A 14401-nucleotide genomic window follows, 5' to 3' on the forward strand; every position below is an offset into this window, starting at 1 on the left:
GCTCGTGAAGATGTCGTTCCAAAGTGAGTTGATGCCAATATTACGGGGAACGCACTGCTGCGAAACTGGAATCACCTGCGTTGTGGATTTAACAACACCCGTCGGTTGAGCAGCAGTCTCCGTCGGGCATGAGTGTGAGGAGGGGGGAGCCCTGTTTGGTTTCTTTAGGGGAGCGGGTTGGGACTCCGTGGCAATCGAATGGTTTGGCGTCTTTGAGTGCAACTTCGGTCGCTGGCGGAATTGGAGTTATTTTGTCTGCGTAGGGGGATTGGGTGTACATCTTGAATGTTTTGTCGCAGACAGCCATGCGTTGACCGCGAACGAGTTTGTGTCCGTCATCATCAACGACAGACTTCCAGGGGCCGTTGTAGATGACCGCTTGTCGTCGATCGAGGCAAGGGCCATCTTTTCCTTTGAATGCCTGAACGGTCATGCTGCGGAATTCAATACCTTCCACGGTAGCCCAGGCTTCTTCTTGTCGCGAGACGATTTCGATGCCGTAAAATCCGGCGTCGGCAAATGCTTCCAAAAACAGGTCTTCGCGAAATGCACCGCTGATACAGCCACTCCAGAGGTGCGGGTCGTTTCGTAAATTCTCCGGGACCAGTTCGTCGCAAACGATATCGCTGATGACTGCGCGACCACCCCGTTTCAGAACGCGATGCAACTCGGAGAAGAGTTGACGTCGGTCCTCATCTTTGACGAGGTTGAGGACGCAGTTTGAAACCACAACATCGACTGAGTCCGCTGCGATGAGCGGTTGTGTTGCTCGTAAATGGTCTGCGTACTCTTGCATCTGCAGCCAGTCCGCCGATGTTCGCGTTGGATTCTGCTGAAGGTATTCTTCAAGCAAATCAAGATTGAGTTGTAAGTCCTGAATTCGACCTTTTCGAAAGTCGACATTGGCATAGCCAATTTTTTCAGCCATTTCGCCTTGATACTGCCGTGCCAAGCCTAGCATGGTGTCGTTGCAATCGACTCCGATCACTTTGCCAGATGCGCCGACGATTTGAGATGCGATGTAGCAGATTTTTCCTCCGCCCGATCCCAAGTCGAGAACCGTCTCGCCTTCATTGACCCACTTTGATGGATCGCCACAACCGTAGTCGCGTTCGATGATTTCTTCGGGGATAATCTTGAGGTATTGCGGGTCATAGCTGACAGGACAACACAACGCCGCCTCAGCTGCTTCTGCAGCTGCTGAGTAGCGGTCGCGAACGGCTGCGTCGACGTTGAGGGCTGGTCGTTCGGGCGAGTCCATTGTGCTTGACATGAAGATCTCCGTAGAAAGTCATTGTTCTTGAAATTTGAGGATAGCAGCTCCGCAGTCTCTGGCAATTCCGAATGGGAGTCTGTGAAGCGAATCACATTCGCGAACGCTCTATCATTCTTGCATTCACTGATTCGAAATCAATCAGTTCGAGAACAGGTTTGAGAGTGCTCATATGACTGTTTCTCGAATCTCCGGGAATTTTTCTCGGCAATTCTCTCGATACTGAAATTCCCGATACGGTTCTGTTAACGTACAACTTCTCGTATTCAAATCTTATTCAGGAAGATGTCGATGAATCCATTCCCAACGGTCCTCGCATTGTCGGGACTGCTCGTGACGTTTTCTTTGACTGCATCAGCTGAAGTTCCCATGACTCAACGCATTGACCATTTTGATGAATATTTCGGACAAAAAGTCCACGACCCATATCGCTGGCTGGAGGACGATGTCCGCGAAAGTGAGCAGGTCGCCGAATGGGTCAAAAAGCAGAATGAACATACGTTCGGCTTCCTAGAAAAAATTGCCGAGCGCGAACTGATTCGGAAGCGCCTGACCGAACTCTGGAACTTCGAGAAATTCGGAACTCCGTTTACCGCAGGCGGACGGATTTACTTCTACAAGAATGATGGTCTGCAGAATCAATATGTGCTGTACGTCCAGGACGATTCAGAAGCCGAGCCGCGTGTTTTGATCGATCCGAACGAGTGGTCCGAGGATGGGACTGTCGCGATCGGTGGAACAGCTTTCAGTGATGACGGCCGCTACTTGGCCTACTCAATTCAGGATGCGGGTTCAGACTGGCGAACCTGGAAGGTGATGGAGATCGATTCCGGTAAGATTCTGGATGACGAACTGAATTGGATCAAATTTAACTCGCCTGCATGGACCCCGGACGGGAGAGGGTTTTTCTACGGTCGTTTCCCTGAACCTGTTGAAGGCGCGGAGTTTCAGAATCTGAATGTCAATCAGGCGATTTACTATCACCGTATTGGCGAATCCCAAGCTGACGATGTCCTCGTCTTTCATCGACCTGATCAGCCTGAGTGGGGTTACTCGACCTCGGTTACGGAAGATGGTCGCTACCTGATCATCACAGTTCATGTCGGGACCGATGATCGCTATCGCGTATTCTACAAAGACCTCGACGACTCGCTGGCGATGCCTTTGCCGCTGATTCGAAACTTTGAAAATGAGTACAGCTTTATTGGCAATGATGGACCTGTCTTCTTCTTTAAGACTGATCTGGATGCTCCACGCGGAAGAGTGATTTCCATCGACACTCGCAAAGTCTCTAAGCAAATCGAAGAGGAAGGTGTCGCTCCAGAGGTTCCGTATAAAGAGGTCATTCCAGAACAGCCGGAAGCGATGCGGGATGTCACGATCATTGCCAATCTGTTTGTGGTGGAATCGTTGAAAGATGCCAAGACGCAAGTCGCAGTCTATCGGAAATCTGGAGAACTTCTCCGAAATGTCGAGTTTCCCGCTATCGGTTCAGCGTTCGGTTTCCGTGGGAAATCGACAGACACAGAAACTTATTATTCCTTCTCCAGCTACGTGCTCCCTCCGACAATTTACAAGTACGACATGCTGACTGGCGAAAGCGAGCAGATTCGCCAGGCGAAAGTTGACTTCAATCCCGATGATTACGAAGCCAAGCAGGTCTTCTATACGAGTAAAGATGGGACTCGCATCCCGATGTTTATCTCTTATAAGAAAGGGATCAAACTCGACGGCAATAACCCGACGCTTCTGTACGGCTACGGTGGATTTAACATCCCGCTCACGCCATCCTTTTCGATCAGTCGGCTCGCCTGGATGGAAATGGGAGGCGTTTACGCTGTGGCGAATTTGCGAGGTGGCGGTGAATACGGAGAGAAGTGGCACAAAGCTGGGACGAAGCTGAACAAGCAAAACGTTTTCGATGATTTTATTGCCGCAGCTGAGTGGCTGATCGAGAACAAATACACTCAAACAAAGAAGCTTGCGATTCAAGGCGGGAGTAACGGAGGACTGTTGGTCGGCGCGTGCATGACGCAGCGTCCCGATCTCTTCGGCGCTTGTCTGCCAGCAGTCGGTGTGATGGACATGCTCCGCTTCCACAAGTTCACTGCCGGACGGTACTGGACTGACGACTACGGTTCTTCGGACAACGAAGACGAATTCAAAGCTCTGCTGACTTACTCGCCGTATCACAATGCGAAAGAAGGAGTCTGCTATCCGCCGACTCTGATCTCGACGGCTGATACCGATGACCGTGTTGTTCCTGGGCACAGTTTCAAATTTGCAGCGGCTATTCAATATGCACAAAGCTGTGATAATCCAATTCTGATTCGTATCGAGACCAAAGCTGGTCACGGTTCCGGGAAACCAACATCCAAGATCATCGAGGAACTTGCCGATCATTGGGCGTTCCTGGTTCAGACTCTCGGAGTTGAGCTGGATTAATTGACTCAGTCGTGGCTGAAGGGGAAATCAGTGATGTGAGGTTGATCCCGGCTTTGTAGTACAGAGTTCCTACCTTTGGCTTTGGCGTCACTTGTTTTCGGGGAGATCCATATTTCCATGACTTGGAAGATTCTTACCAGTTAAGAGTTCAAATCCTGGAAGAAATTGAAGACAGTTCGAGTCAGCTGAAGAGTGCAACTCTCGGTGGCGAGAATCTTCGGCGATATTTGTGTGTCATCCTATATTCGGGTCCGTGAATTTTGCAGAATGCCCGACGTTTGCAAACTGGCTATGCCAAGTGCATCTCGCTGCGCTTTTTTACCAATAGAAGATTTCGTGTTTCCTGTGTCTGTGAGGGAGGCTTTTCATGTTGTGAATCGTTCCTTTGCAAGAAGCTGAATGCGTCCATCTTTTTCAAAATGCTCTAGATTTACGAAGTAACGGAATATGATCGATCCGAATCGGCAATGGTCCACAAACGATTCCAACGAGCTGTATGATGTCTCTCGTTGGGGGAATGGTTTCTTTTCCGTTGGGGAAAATGGACATTTACAAGTCCATCCAAATCGGAATCAGGAAACTTCAATTGATCTCAAAGATCTGATTGATCGAATCCAGGTGCGTGGATTCGACTTGCCGATCCTGCTGCGATTTAATGGGATTCTCAAAGAACGGTTGACTGAAATTCGTGATGTCTTCGCGAAAGCAATCGCGGAGAACGATTACAAGGGACGGTATGCTTGCGTCTATCCGATCAAAGTGAATCAACAGCGAGGAGTTGTTGAGAAGATCGTTGAGTACGGACGTGAGTATGGGTTCGGCCTCGAAGCTGGCAGCAAGCCTGAACTCCTCGCTGTCGTCGCGATGACCGATCCATCGATGCCAATCATCTGCAACGGCTTCAAGGATGATGAATTTATCGAGATGGCATTGCTTGCCCAGAAGATCGGTCGCACAGTCATTCCAGTCGTCGAGAAATACAGCGAACTCGAACGCATTCTGGTTTTGGCGAAAAGAATCGGCGTCCGTCCGCAAATTGGTATGCGGGTGAAACTCGCTGCCCGGGGAGCCGGTCGTTGGCAGTCTTCAGGAGGATACCGTTCAAAGTTCGGGCTGACTGTCAGTGAAGTACTGCAGGGATTAAAGCTTCTGGAATCAGAAGGAATGGAAGATTGTTTCAAGCTTCTGCATTTTCATCTCGGCAGTCAAATTACCAACATTCGACAAGTGAAAGCTGCGGTCACTGAAGCGATTCGTACTTACGCAGATCTTTATCGACGCGGTGCCGGACTGGAATATCTGGATGTCGGTGGAGGGTTGGGAGTGGATTACGACGGTTCGCAGACCAACTATCAATCGAGCATGAATTACACGCTCCAGGAATATGCAAACGACATTATTTATCACGTCACGACAGTTTGCGAAGAAACGGATGTTCCACACCCAATCATTCTCTCGGAGAGTGGCAGGGCGATCGCAGCTTTTCACAGCGTGCTCGTATTCGGAACTCTAGGTGTGACTCGTCAAGGGGAATACGATACGACTCTGGCCGAGATTCCCGAGGACTATGAACAGCCACTGCATGATCTGTTCTTGACCTCTCAGGAACTGACCGTACGAAACGTTCAGGAGAGCTACCACGATGCTCAACAGGCAATGGACATGGCGATGAGCCTGTTTAGTGGTGGGTATCTTCCATTGGAGCAGCGTGTTTTGGCAGAGAACCTGTTTTTCGCCATCTGTCGCAAAATTGGAAAGCTTGTCGAAGAACTCGAGTACATTCCCGAAGAATTGACGTCGCTTCCGAGTATGTTGTCTGATTTGTTCTTCTGTAACTTTTCACTGTTTCAGTCGATGCCAGACAGTTGGGCGATTAAGCAGCTCTTCCCCGTGATGCCGATTCACCGACTCGAAGAACGACCAACGCGTGATGCCGTCTTGTGTGACATCACTTGTGATTCAGATGGAAAAATTGACACATTCATCGATCGTCGAGACGTCAAGAAAACACTCCGGCTTCATGAATTTGACGGCTCGCCGTATTACCTCGCTGCGTTTCTCATTGGAGCGTACCAGGAGATTCTCGGAGACTTGCACAACCTCTTCGGTGATACAAATACGGTTCACGTCGAACTCGATGAAAAGGGGCAGGTTGTCTTGCAGACAATGATCAAAGGTGAAACCGTCAACGAAGTTCTGGACTATGTTCAGTTCGACGGGAAAGAGTTGATTGCGCGATTGCAAACTGCTATCGAGCAAGCAGTCCGCGAATCACGAATTGACAATGCCGAAGCGGGGCGGTTCATCAAATTCTATGAAGATGGACTCAGCGGCTACACGTATCTTGAAGGTGTCAGTGATTAGAGCGTCTTTCGAATTGGTTTGCAGGTTCTGCCTGATGGCGAACAGCATTTTTGCTAGAGAAATGCGTTCTTCACGGGCAAACGATAGAGCAAACTGCTCTAGATCGCAGGATTCGATTTTCGCTTTCGGCATTTCCAATAGTCGTTTTGTATGGCTCGGGTGCTCCCGCCAAGGAAGCTCCCGAGCCTTCAATGTTCAGGCTCAGGTTTAAATCTCACCTGCAGTGAAAATTCGCGAGCAAACTGTGCAGACGTGCTTTAAGCATTATTTGCCATCACATTTTTTACTGAGACCGCGAGTCGTTTCATCGCCTCGGTGATGTTATCTGGTGTCAGTACTCCGTAGCTGAGTCGCATTTGATGTTTCGGGCGATTCTCAACTGGACCGGCGTAGCAGAGTTCTCCTGGAACATACATCACCTTATTGGCGACGGCTTCCTTGAAGAGTGGGGAGTCAAAACCGGTTGCGATTCCTTCAGGTAAGGACATCCAGACATAAAGACCGCCGTGAGGTGAGATCCACGAGACTCCTGGCAGATCTTCAAAGTATTCCTTGGCTGCAGCGAGCATTGAGTCTCGTTTCTGGCGGTATCCTTCTCGGACGTTTTGAAGATGCTGAGTGTATCGCCCACTTCTGAGGGTCTCCGCGATGAGGTGCTGATTGAAGTTGGATGAGCCGAAATCTTCGTTCCCTTTTCGATCGCAGATTGGGCTGACCAGATCTTCCGGAAGGACTCCAAACCCCACGCGAATCCCCGGTGAAAATGTCTTTGAGAATGTTTGAGTGTAAATCACATGGTCTCGTGACTCATCGAAGGACCACAAGCTAGGATGAATTTCACCGTCGTACTGGAGCTCTCGATAAGCGGCATCTTCGAGAACGAGAATGCGATGGTCCCGAGACCACTTCTGAGCAATTTCGACAATTTGCTGACGCCGTTCGGTCGAGACACAAACTCCACTTGGGTTGTCGTAATAGCTGACCACGTAAATCATTTTGACTCGATGTAGCTCTTGCATCGAGTCGATTTGTTCAAGTGCAGCGTTCAGAGCCTCGGGCTGCATTCCCTGTTCGTCAGCCGGAATGGTGACGGACCTGGCTCCGACTCCTGCAAGATTTCCTGCGAAAACAAAGTACGTTGGGCCAGCGACAAGACAAATGTCACCCGGGTCGAAAAGGACTTCGCAAACAAGTGAGAGCAGTTGCTGTGACCCGGTGGTTGCGATCAATTGGTGTTTATCGATGCCGAGATCATTGGCCTCGACATCTTCCAGCGAAGCGAAATGGTTTAGCAACTCGCTTCTTAATCCGAGGCTCCCTTGTGTTGTTCCGTATTGAAGAGCACTGCGGCCCGATTCCTCTGTCGACAAAACCTGAGAAGCTGCCTGAAGTGCATCTTGAACAGGCAAAGTGTGAGGATCAACAAGTCCGGCAGCCAGGGAAAGGCATTGCGGATTTTCGACCCCTTGCTGCATCAGAAAGCTGATCGCGAGGTCTCGGGTCTGGTGGCTTCGCTCACTGAGAATCAGGGGTGACTTTGTCGATGTGGACATGTTGCTCTTTCTTTCTGCTTCGTCAGACCCGACTCTTGTGTTATTGTTCGCAAAGAAATCAAAATCGTCGAGTTTGCAGCACCCTTGAACTGTGGTGCAATGATCATAGAAAATCAATTGACTTCAATCGGTTGACGTTTCGTTGATCAAGTTGGTCAGATCGGAATGTGCCCCTCATTTTATAGGGTGGATTTAACAGGTTCAGCGTTCAGCAGGGCACGTTTGAACAGTGGAGCGACTCGGCATTGAAGTTCAACGGCGGAATTATTGAAAGAAGTGGAACCCAATGACTCTTAGTACAGAAGATGTTCAGAAAGTCGCCAAACTGGCCCGACTGAAATTGACTCCAGAAGAAGTTGAGCAATTTGCCGGTCAGTTGGGGCATATTCTCGGCTATGTCGAGATGTTCAGCGAAGTCGACACCGACAACGTTCAGCCGATGGCACACGCTGCGGATGTGACGAACGTTTTTCGGAGCGATGAAGTGCAACCCTCGCTTCCGAGAGAAACGGCTCTGAAAAACTCTCCAAAGACCGACGGGAAATACTTCCTCGTTCCGCAAATTTTGGATGGAAATTAACGCGACATGTGCGGCTGCTACTGAGAAGAGTGTTTCACTTAGGCCGTTGGCCACGGATCTCGAGTTAAGAGTGAAACAACTGAAAGCAGGCTTTTAACTTAATGGTTCCGAGATCCGGACTTTTGAAGACTGGTACTAAAACTGAATTTGGCCTCCCAATCACTGAGGAAATCCTTCTTTGCAGAGGATGTTGGAGAGGTTTGAAATCCTTTACAAACATACATGCATCGCCCACGTATGTTGTCCTGAAAGACTCTGAGCTGTGAATCACTACAAATCCGCAAACGAGCAACTCGCACAACTCCAATCTGGTGAGACCACCAGCGTCGAACTCGTCCAGCAACATTTGGATCGGATTGAGGCTGTCGATGGCAACGTCAATGCATTTTTAGAAGTCTGCTCCGATTCTGCACTCCAGCAGGCTGAGGAAATTGACCGGCAAAGAGCCGCAGGAGAAACAGTCGGTCCACTGGCTGGGGTTCCAATTGCTGTTAAAGACAATATTTGCGTTGATGGCTGGAAAGCTTCTTGTGCAAGCAAAATGCTGGAGAACTTCACTTCAGTCTATGATGCACATGTGATTGAGAAGTTAAAAGCTGCGGGTGCGGTTCTGGTCGGTCGTACAAATCTGGATGAATTCGCGATGGGTTCGTCCTGTGAAAACTCAGCTTTTCAACAAACGCACAACCCCTGGGATCTCGAACGTGCTCCGGGGGGCTCAAGTGGTGGGTCCGCTGCCGCCGTCGCCGCTGGGATGGTTCCGCTTGCTCTCGGTTCTGATACCGGTGGATCGATCCGTCAGCCGGCATCGTTTTGCGGGGTGGTCGGGATGAAGCCGACTTACGGCCGGGTCTCGCGGTATGGTCTCGTCGCATTTGCGAGTTCTCTCGATCAGATTGGTCCGTTTGCGAGAAACGTGACAGACGCTGCGTTGTTACTGGAATCAATCTGGGGACATGATCGCAGAGATTCAACCTCGGTTGATGTTCCAACGTCTTCTTTATGCGACCAGCTTGAAGAACCACTCAAAGGCTTGAAGATCGGGATCGTACCAGAACATTTCAGTAATGGACTGGACGACGAGGTTCGAAATAAAACTGAACAGGCGATCGAATCTTACAGATCTCAAGGGGCAACTATTCAAGAAGTGGAGTTGCCGTACGCGAAATACGGAGTGGCAGCTTACTACATCATCGCTCCCTCTGAAGCTTCGAGTAATCTTTCTCGATACGATGGGATTCATTACGGGCATCGAGCTTCATCCGATGGGAAGATGAGCCTGGCAGATTTGTACGAAGCCTCCCGCGGAGAAGGGTTTGGACCTGAAGTGAAACGCCGCATCATGCTCGGAGCTTACGCTCTCTCGTCTGGCTATTACGATGCGTACTATTTGAAAGCGTTGAAGGTTCGGCGTCTCATTGCCGAGGATTATCAGAAGGCATTTGAAGATGTTGATGTGATCCTCTCGCCCACGAGCCCGACCCCAGCGTTCAAGCTTGGGGAGTTGGTCGATGACCCACTCAAAATGTATCTCAATGACATTTATACGATTGGGGCAAACCTGGCGGGAATTCCCGGGATCTCGATCTCAGCTGGGCCTTCCGCGAGTGGCCTTCCCATCGGCGTCCAACTTCTCGCACCCGCCTTTGAAGAGGGGAAACTGCTCCGCGCGGCAAGAATGTACGAGGCCGCAAACTCCGAAAGTTGCCTGACTCCTGCTTTGTGAAAATTGTAAAGTGTTAATGTGTTGAGGTTTACGGGATTTTTACGCGTGAAAATCTTTTCGCGTGATGGAATTGAAGTCATTCGGTCGAATGATTACAATCGCCCGCTCTCAATTTTGAACAGTATCCGACTGAGAAGTCAAAAAGAGTTGTTCCCATGAGTACGTTGAAAAAAAATAAACGAGCGAAACTGGCAAAAAAACACAAGCTGTATGGTGAGAATAAGCCAGCCATCGGGAACAGCGTGTCACAGCGTGGTAAACCCAAGTACCTCGGCGGTAACGGTCGTAAAACGACTGGTATTACTCGACGTAAGTTCAAAAAGAACTTGCAGAAGATTCGAGTGGTCGAAGATGGAAAAGTTGTTCGCCGTCGAGTTCCTGTCAGTTTGATTCGATCGGGAATGGTCGATCTTCCAGTCGTTCGTCAACCATTCACGGTTGATCTGAACGAAACTGCTTCAAAATAGTCAGTGGTTCACACTCTGATATTGCAGGTAAACGCAGCAAATCTGACGTAGTGCAGATTTAGCGCAGCGTGATCGCATTCGAAAACAGTAAGCCCAGCGGCTCGGTTGCCTTGGGCTTTTCTGTATGTCGATTCAGAGTGGAAGCAACATTTCGGGTTTGAAATTCTCGATTCAAGGACGATGGCGGCATCCGGGCTGCGAACACTTGAAGTCCGTGTTATGGGTCGTTAGTGTCCATTTTTCTTTCGAGGAATGAAGAGAAAATCTGCGCCGAAGTTGCTCAGAGACCTTCTTGACGATATCCCGACTCCTGGGATTTCGGGATAAAATCACCAATCACCTGTTTCAATACTCTGTGTGGAGATTCCGCACAGAGGTGGTCAAGGTAAGGAAAAACCATGTCAAAGTATGTTTACACCTTCGGTGGCGGAAAAGCAGATGCGGACGCATCTCAGAAGAATCTCCTTGGTGGAAAAGGAGCGAATCTGGCAGAGATGAACAAGATTGGTCTGCCCGTACCCGCCGGATTTACGCTCTCGACCGAAGTTTGCATTCACTACAACGACAACGATGGTGGATATCCTGAAGGTCTTGAAGAGCAGGTTCTCGCTGGGCTGAAAAATACCGAAGAAGTCATGGGAGCCAAGTTTGGCGACAAAGAAAACCCGCTTCTTCTTTCTTGCCGGTCGGGTGCTCGTGAGTCGATGCCAGGAATGATGGACACTGTCCTCAACATCGGGCTCAACGACGAGACTGTTGCCGCTCTGATTAAACAGTCTGGAAACGAACACTTCGCCTGGGATAGTTATCGCCGTTTCATTCAAATGTACGGTGACGTCGTTCTTGGTCTCAAGCCAGAATCAAAGAATGATCCAGATCACTTCGAGGATATTCTCGACAAAGCCCGCGAATCAACCGGCGTCGAGCACGAGAAAGATTTGACTGTCGATCAACTCAAGCAGATCGTGGCTGAGTTCAAAGCTGTCATCAAAAAACATGCTGGCGTTGAGTTCCCGACAGATCCAATGCAACAACTCTGGGGTTGTATCGGTGCTGTCTTCGGAAGTTGGATGAACGACCGTGCGACGGTTTACCGCCGTCAATACGGAATTCCTCACACTTGGGGAACTGCAACCAACGTACAGGCGATGGTCTTCGGAAACCTTGGCAATGACTGTGCCACTGGTGTAGGACTGACACGGAACTGCTCAGACGGAACACCTGGTTTCTGCGGTGACTACCTCATCAACGCTCAAGGTGAAGACGTTGTGGCAGGAACACGCACACCTAAGCGTGTCGAAGAGACTTTCGAGCAAGACGATCCAGCAGCCTACGCTGAGTTGGTGGAAATCGGGAAGAAGCTCGAAAATCATTACAAGGATGTTCAGGACATCGAGTTCACCGTTCAAAAAGGTAAGGTCTGGATGCTCCAGACTCGGAACGCTAAACGAACCGGTTTCGCAGCTGTTCGCATCGCTGTCGACCTCGTCAACGAAGGTCTGATTGATCCAAAGACTGCGTTGCAAAAGCGTCGTATCCCTGCGGACGATCTGAACCAACTTCTTCAGCCGATCTTCGATCCAGCAGCTAAGGAAGCGGCTCAGAAAGATAATCGCCTGCTGGCAAAAGGAATCAACGCCGGTCCTGGGGCAGCTTCTGGTCAAATTGTTTTCCACGCTTCAGATGCTGAAGCTCAGTGGAACGAAGACAACGACAAGCAGTTGATTCTTGTTCGTCGTGAAACCAGCCCAGAAGACCTTCGAGGAATGAAAGTCGCCAAGGGAATTTTGACAGCCTTCGGGGGAGCATCTTCACACGCTGCTCTCGTGAGCCGTCAAATGGGAAAAACCTGTGTCTGTGGTTGTGATAAACTGAACATTAACTACGAAGCAGGTACCGTTACCGTTGGTGACACCGTCCTCAAAGAGGGTGACTGGATCTCAGTTGACGGATTCACTGGCGAAGTCTTCAACGGCCAGATTGACACTTCCGCTTCAGAAGTAATGGAAGTTCTTCTCGGCAACATGAATGCTGAAGATGCTCCAACATACGCACGCTACGAACAGCTCATGAAATGGGCGGATGAGTACCGTACTCTAAACGTACGAGCAAATGCTGAAGCGGACGACGCTGTGGCTGCTGTCGCTTTGGGAGCAGAAGGTGTGGGACTGTGCCGAACTGAGCACATGTTCTTCGATCACCTTGACGAAATTCGCGAGATGATCTTCGCGACCAAACCGGAAGACCGTGCCAAGGCACTCGCAAAACTTCTTCCATTCCAACGTGACGACTTTACCCACCTGTTTAAAACACTGGGCGACCGTCCCGTCACAATTCGTCTGTTAGATCCACCACTTCACGAGTTCTTGTCGAAGCATCACATGCACGATGATCCGACTCTCGGACCGAAACTCGCTAAAGAGTTTGGAGTGAGTGAAGAAGCTGTGTTACGACGTGTTGAAGAACTGGAAGAAACTAACCCAATGCTTGGGCATCGTGGTTGCCGGCTTGGAATTGTCTATCCAGAAATCACAGCGATGCAAGCTCGTGCCATCTTCGAAGCTGCTTGTGGCTTGAAGAAAGAGGGAATTAACTGTTACCCGGAAGTCATGGTTCCGCTGGCTGGTTTCAAAACAGAATTTGAAAACCAGGCTAAGGTAATTCGTGAGACCGCAGCTAAGGTCTTCGAAGAGCAAGGCGTTGAAGTTGATTACATGGTCGGAACCATGATCGAAATTCCACGTGCTGCTTTGACAGCTGATGAAATTGCAGAAGATGCAGAGTTCTTCAGCTTCGGAACAAACGACCTGACCCAAACAGCTCTCGGAATGAGTCGAGACGACTACAAGGGCTTCATCGGCTACTACCAGGAACACGACATTGTGCCTGCTGACCCATTCCAGACTGTCGACCAAACAGGCGTTGGCAAGTTGATGAAAATTGGTGTCGAAGGTGGTCGCTCAACACGGAAAGATCTGAAAATCGGAATCTGTGGCGAACATGGTGGTGACCCGAAATCAGTCTTCTTCTGTCACGAAATCGGCCTGAACTACGTCAGTTGTTCACCACGCCGAATTCCAATCGCTCGCTTGGCTGCCGCTCAAGCAGCTTTGGATTCGTAACATATTCGAATCGACCGAATGAACAAAATAAGCCCCTCACAAATTGTGAGGGGCTTTTTTCTTTGTTTCACCCGTTTGGTTGACCTGTTGGTTTCGCTTTGAAAATGCAGAGAAGTTGGTTGCTGAGCTTTCTCGGAGTTCAACGCTCTGTCGAATCCAACTCATATCAGTTTCATGAGAGTCACAGGCTGAGGTAGAACACTTTCGTGTTTCTGGTCTCTGTGAAGAGTGCTTTTCATCCGGTGAATGACACATCTCCACGAGACAGGTTTCACGCATCTTTGGGGAATACGCTAGGTACTACCGTGGTCGACGATCTTTACGATCTCGACATCCATTGTTGTTCGTGGAAGTTCGATGCTGACTTTTTCGCCGACCTTCATGCCCATCAGCGCAGTCGCAATCGGGCTGGTGGTCAGGATCTTCATGATCGGGCCGTCGTAGTCTTCTTCGCCAGGGCCGACGAATTCGTAAGTCTCTTCTTCATCCATGTCCAGATCTTTGATGGTCACTGTGGAACCAAAAGTGACGACACCTTTGGGCATATCAGCCTTATCGAGGATCTGGCAATCCTTGAGACGTGACTTGAGTTGAGAAATTTTGGCGGCCACCCGACCCTGCTCATCTCGTTGTCCGTGGTATTCGGCATTCTCCTTGAGGTCTCCCTCTGCGCGAGCTTCAGCGATCTTCTCTGCAATCTCCGGCATGACGACATCTTCGAGATGCTTAATTTCAGCCTTGATTTTTTCGAAGCCTTCTCGGGTAATCGGTTGCGGTGCCATGATCTCTCCTCGTCTTCTCTGTGATTCGACCCGCCCCAGAGGCTGGTGTTCGGTCCCGAATCTTAAGTTGTCTAAGAAATTCGAATAGT

At 49.7% G+C, this 14401-nt stretch carries 9 protein-coding genes; 6 read left to right on the plus strand and 3 right to left on the minus strand.

The window, feature by feature from the left end:
* Positions 1 to 88: 88 nt before the first annotated feature.
* A complete protein-coding gene (locus ACN0YR_RS03320; RefSeq protein ID WP_417847773.1) occupies positions 89 to 1273 on the minus strand; it encodes a methyltransferase domain-containing protein in 1185 nt (394 codons plus the stop codon).
* A gap of 291 nt (positions 1274 to 1564) precedes the next feature.
* On the opposite strand from ACN0YR_RS03320, the gene ACN0YR_RS03325 reads away from it, so the two are divergent.
* Both ACN0YR_RS03325 and speA read left to right on the plus strand, forming a co-directional pair.
* Complete coding sequence (locus ACN0YR_RS03325) at positions 1565 to 3718, plus strand: prolyl oligopeptidase family serine peptidase (protein WP_417847774.1); 2154 nt, start codon at positions 1565 to 1567, stop codon at positions 3716 to 3718.
* 447 nt (positions 3719 to 4165) lie between these two features.
* Positions 4166 to 6082, plus strand: a complete 1917-nt coding sequence (speA, locus tag ACN0YR_RS03330) for a biosynthetic arginine decarboxylase (protein WP_417847775.1) — start codon at positions 4166 to 4168, stop codon at positions 6080 to 6082.
* A 257-nt stretch (positions 6083 to 6339) separates the two neighbouring features.
* Here speA and ACN0YR_RS03335 read toward each other — a convergent pair whose 3' ends face one another.
* On the minus strand, positions 6340 to 7635 hold the full coding sequence (locus ACN0YR_RS03335) for a PLP-dependent aminotransferase family protein (RefSeq protein WP_417847776.1): 1296 nt from the start codon (positions 7633 to 7635) through the stop codon (positions 6340 to 6342).
* 286 nt (positions 7636 to 7921) lie between these two features.
* Here ACN0YR_RS03335 and gatC point away from each other — a divergent pair, with 286 nt between their 5' ends.
* The 4 genes from gatC to ppdK all read left to right on the plus strand — a co-directional run bounded on the left by gatC (position 7922) and on the right by ppdK (position 13530).
* A complete protein-coding gene (gatC, locus tag ACN0YR_RS03340; RefSeq protein ID WP_417847777.1) occupies positions 7922 to 8215 on the plus strand; it encodes an Asp-tRNA(Asn)/Glu-tRNA(Gln) amidotransferase subunit GatC in 294 nt (97 codons plus the stop codon).
* 262 nt (positions 8216 to 8477) lie between these two features.
* The gene (gatA, locus tag ACN0YR_RS03345) at positions 8478 to 9941 is read left to right on the plus strand and encodes an Asp-tRNA(Asn)/Glu-tRNA(Gln) amidotransferase subunit GatA (RefSeq protein ID WP_417847778.1); all 1464 of its coding nucleotides are present in this window, start codon (positions 8478 to 8480) and stop codon (positions 9939 to 9941) included.
* A gap of 155 nt (positions 9942 to 10096) precedes the next feature.
* Complete coding sequence (locus tag ACN0YR_RS03350) at positions 10097 to 10408, plus strand: L28 family ribosomal protein (RefSeq protein WP_417847779.1); 312 nt, start codon at positions 10097 to 10099, stop codon at positions 10406 to 10408.
* A 398-nt stretch (positions 10409 to 10806) separates the two neighbouring features.
* Entirely contained in the window at positions 10807 to 13530 is a 2724-nt protein-coding gene (gene ppdK / locus ACN0YR_RS03355) for a pyruvate, phosphate dikinase (RefSeq protein ID WP_417847780.1), read from the plus strand.
* 293 nt (positions 13531 to 13823) lie between these two features.
* Here ppdK and greA read toward each other — a convergent pair whose 3' ends face one another.
* Entirely contained in the window at positions 13824 to 14312 is a 489-nt protein-coding gene (greA, locus tag ACN0YR_RS03360) for a transcription elongation factor GreA (protein WP_417847781.1), read from the minus strand.
* Between the last annotated feature and the right edge of the window lie 89 nt (positions 14313 to 14401).

This window comes from Thalassoglobus sp. (genome assembly GCF_048270125.1).
GTDB lineage: Bacteria > Planctomycetota > Planctomycetia > Planctomycetales > Planctomycetaceae > Thalassoglobus.

What these genes read in the sequence shown, in the direction of transcription:
- ACN0YR_RS03320 (WP_417847773.1), bottom strand. Translation starts at nt 1,273, where the DNA reads ATGTCAAGCACAATGGACTCGCCCGAACGACCAGCCCTCAACGTCGAC.
- ACN0YR_RS03325 (WP_417847774.1), top strand. Translation starts at nt 1,565, where the DNA reads ATGAATCCATTCCCAACGGTCCTCGCATTGTCGGGACTGCTCGTGACG.
- speA (WP_417847775.1), top strand. Translation starts at nt 4,166, where the DNA reads ATGATCGATCCGAATCGGCAATGGTCCACAAACGATTCCAACGAGCTG.
- ACN0YR_RS03335 (WP_417847776.1), bottom strand. Translation starts at nt 7,635, where the DNA reads ATGTCCACATCGACAAAGTCACCCCTGATTCTCAGTGAGCGAAGCCAC.
- gatC (WP_417847777.1), top strand. Translation starts at nt 7,922, where the DNA reads ATGACTCTTAGTACAGAAGATGTTCAGAAAGTCGCCAAACTGGCCCGA.
- ACN0YR_RS03350 (WP_417847779.1), top strand. Translation starts at nt 10,097, where the DNA reads ATGAGTACGTTGAAAAAAAATAAACGAGCGAAACTGGCAAAAAAACAC.
- ppdK (WP_417847780.1), top strand. Translation starts at nt 10,807, where the DNA reads ATGTCAAAGTATGTTTACACCTTCGGTGGCGGAAAAGCAGATGCGGAC.
- greA (WP_417847781.1), bottom strand. Translation starts at nt 14,312, where the DNA reads ATGGCACCGCAACCGATTACCCGAGAAGGCTTCGAAAAAATCAAGGCT.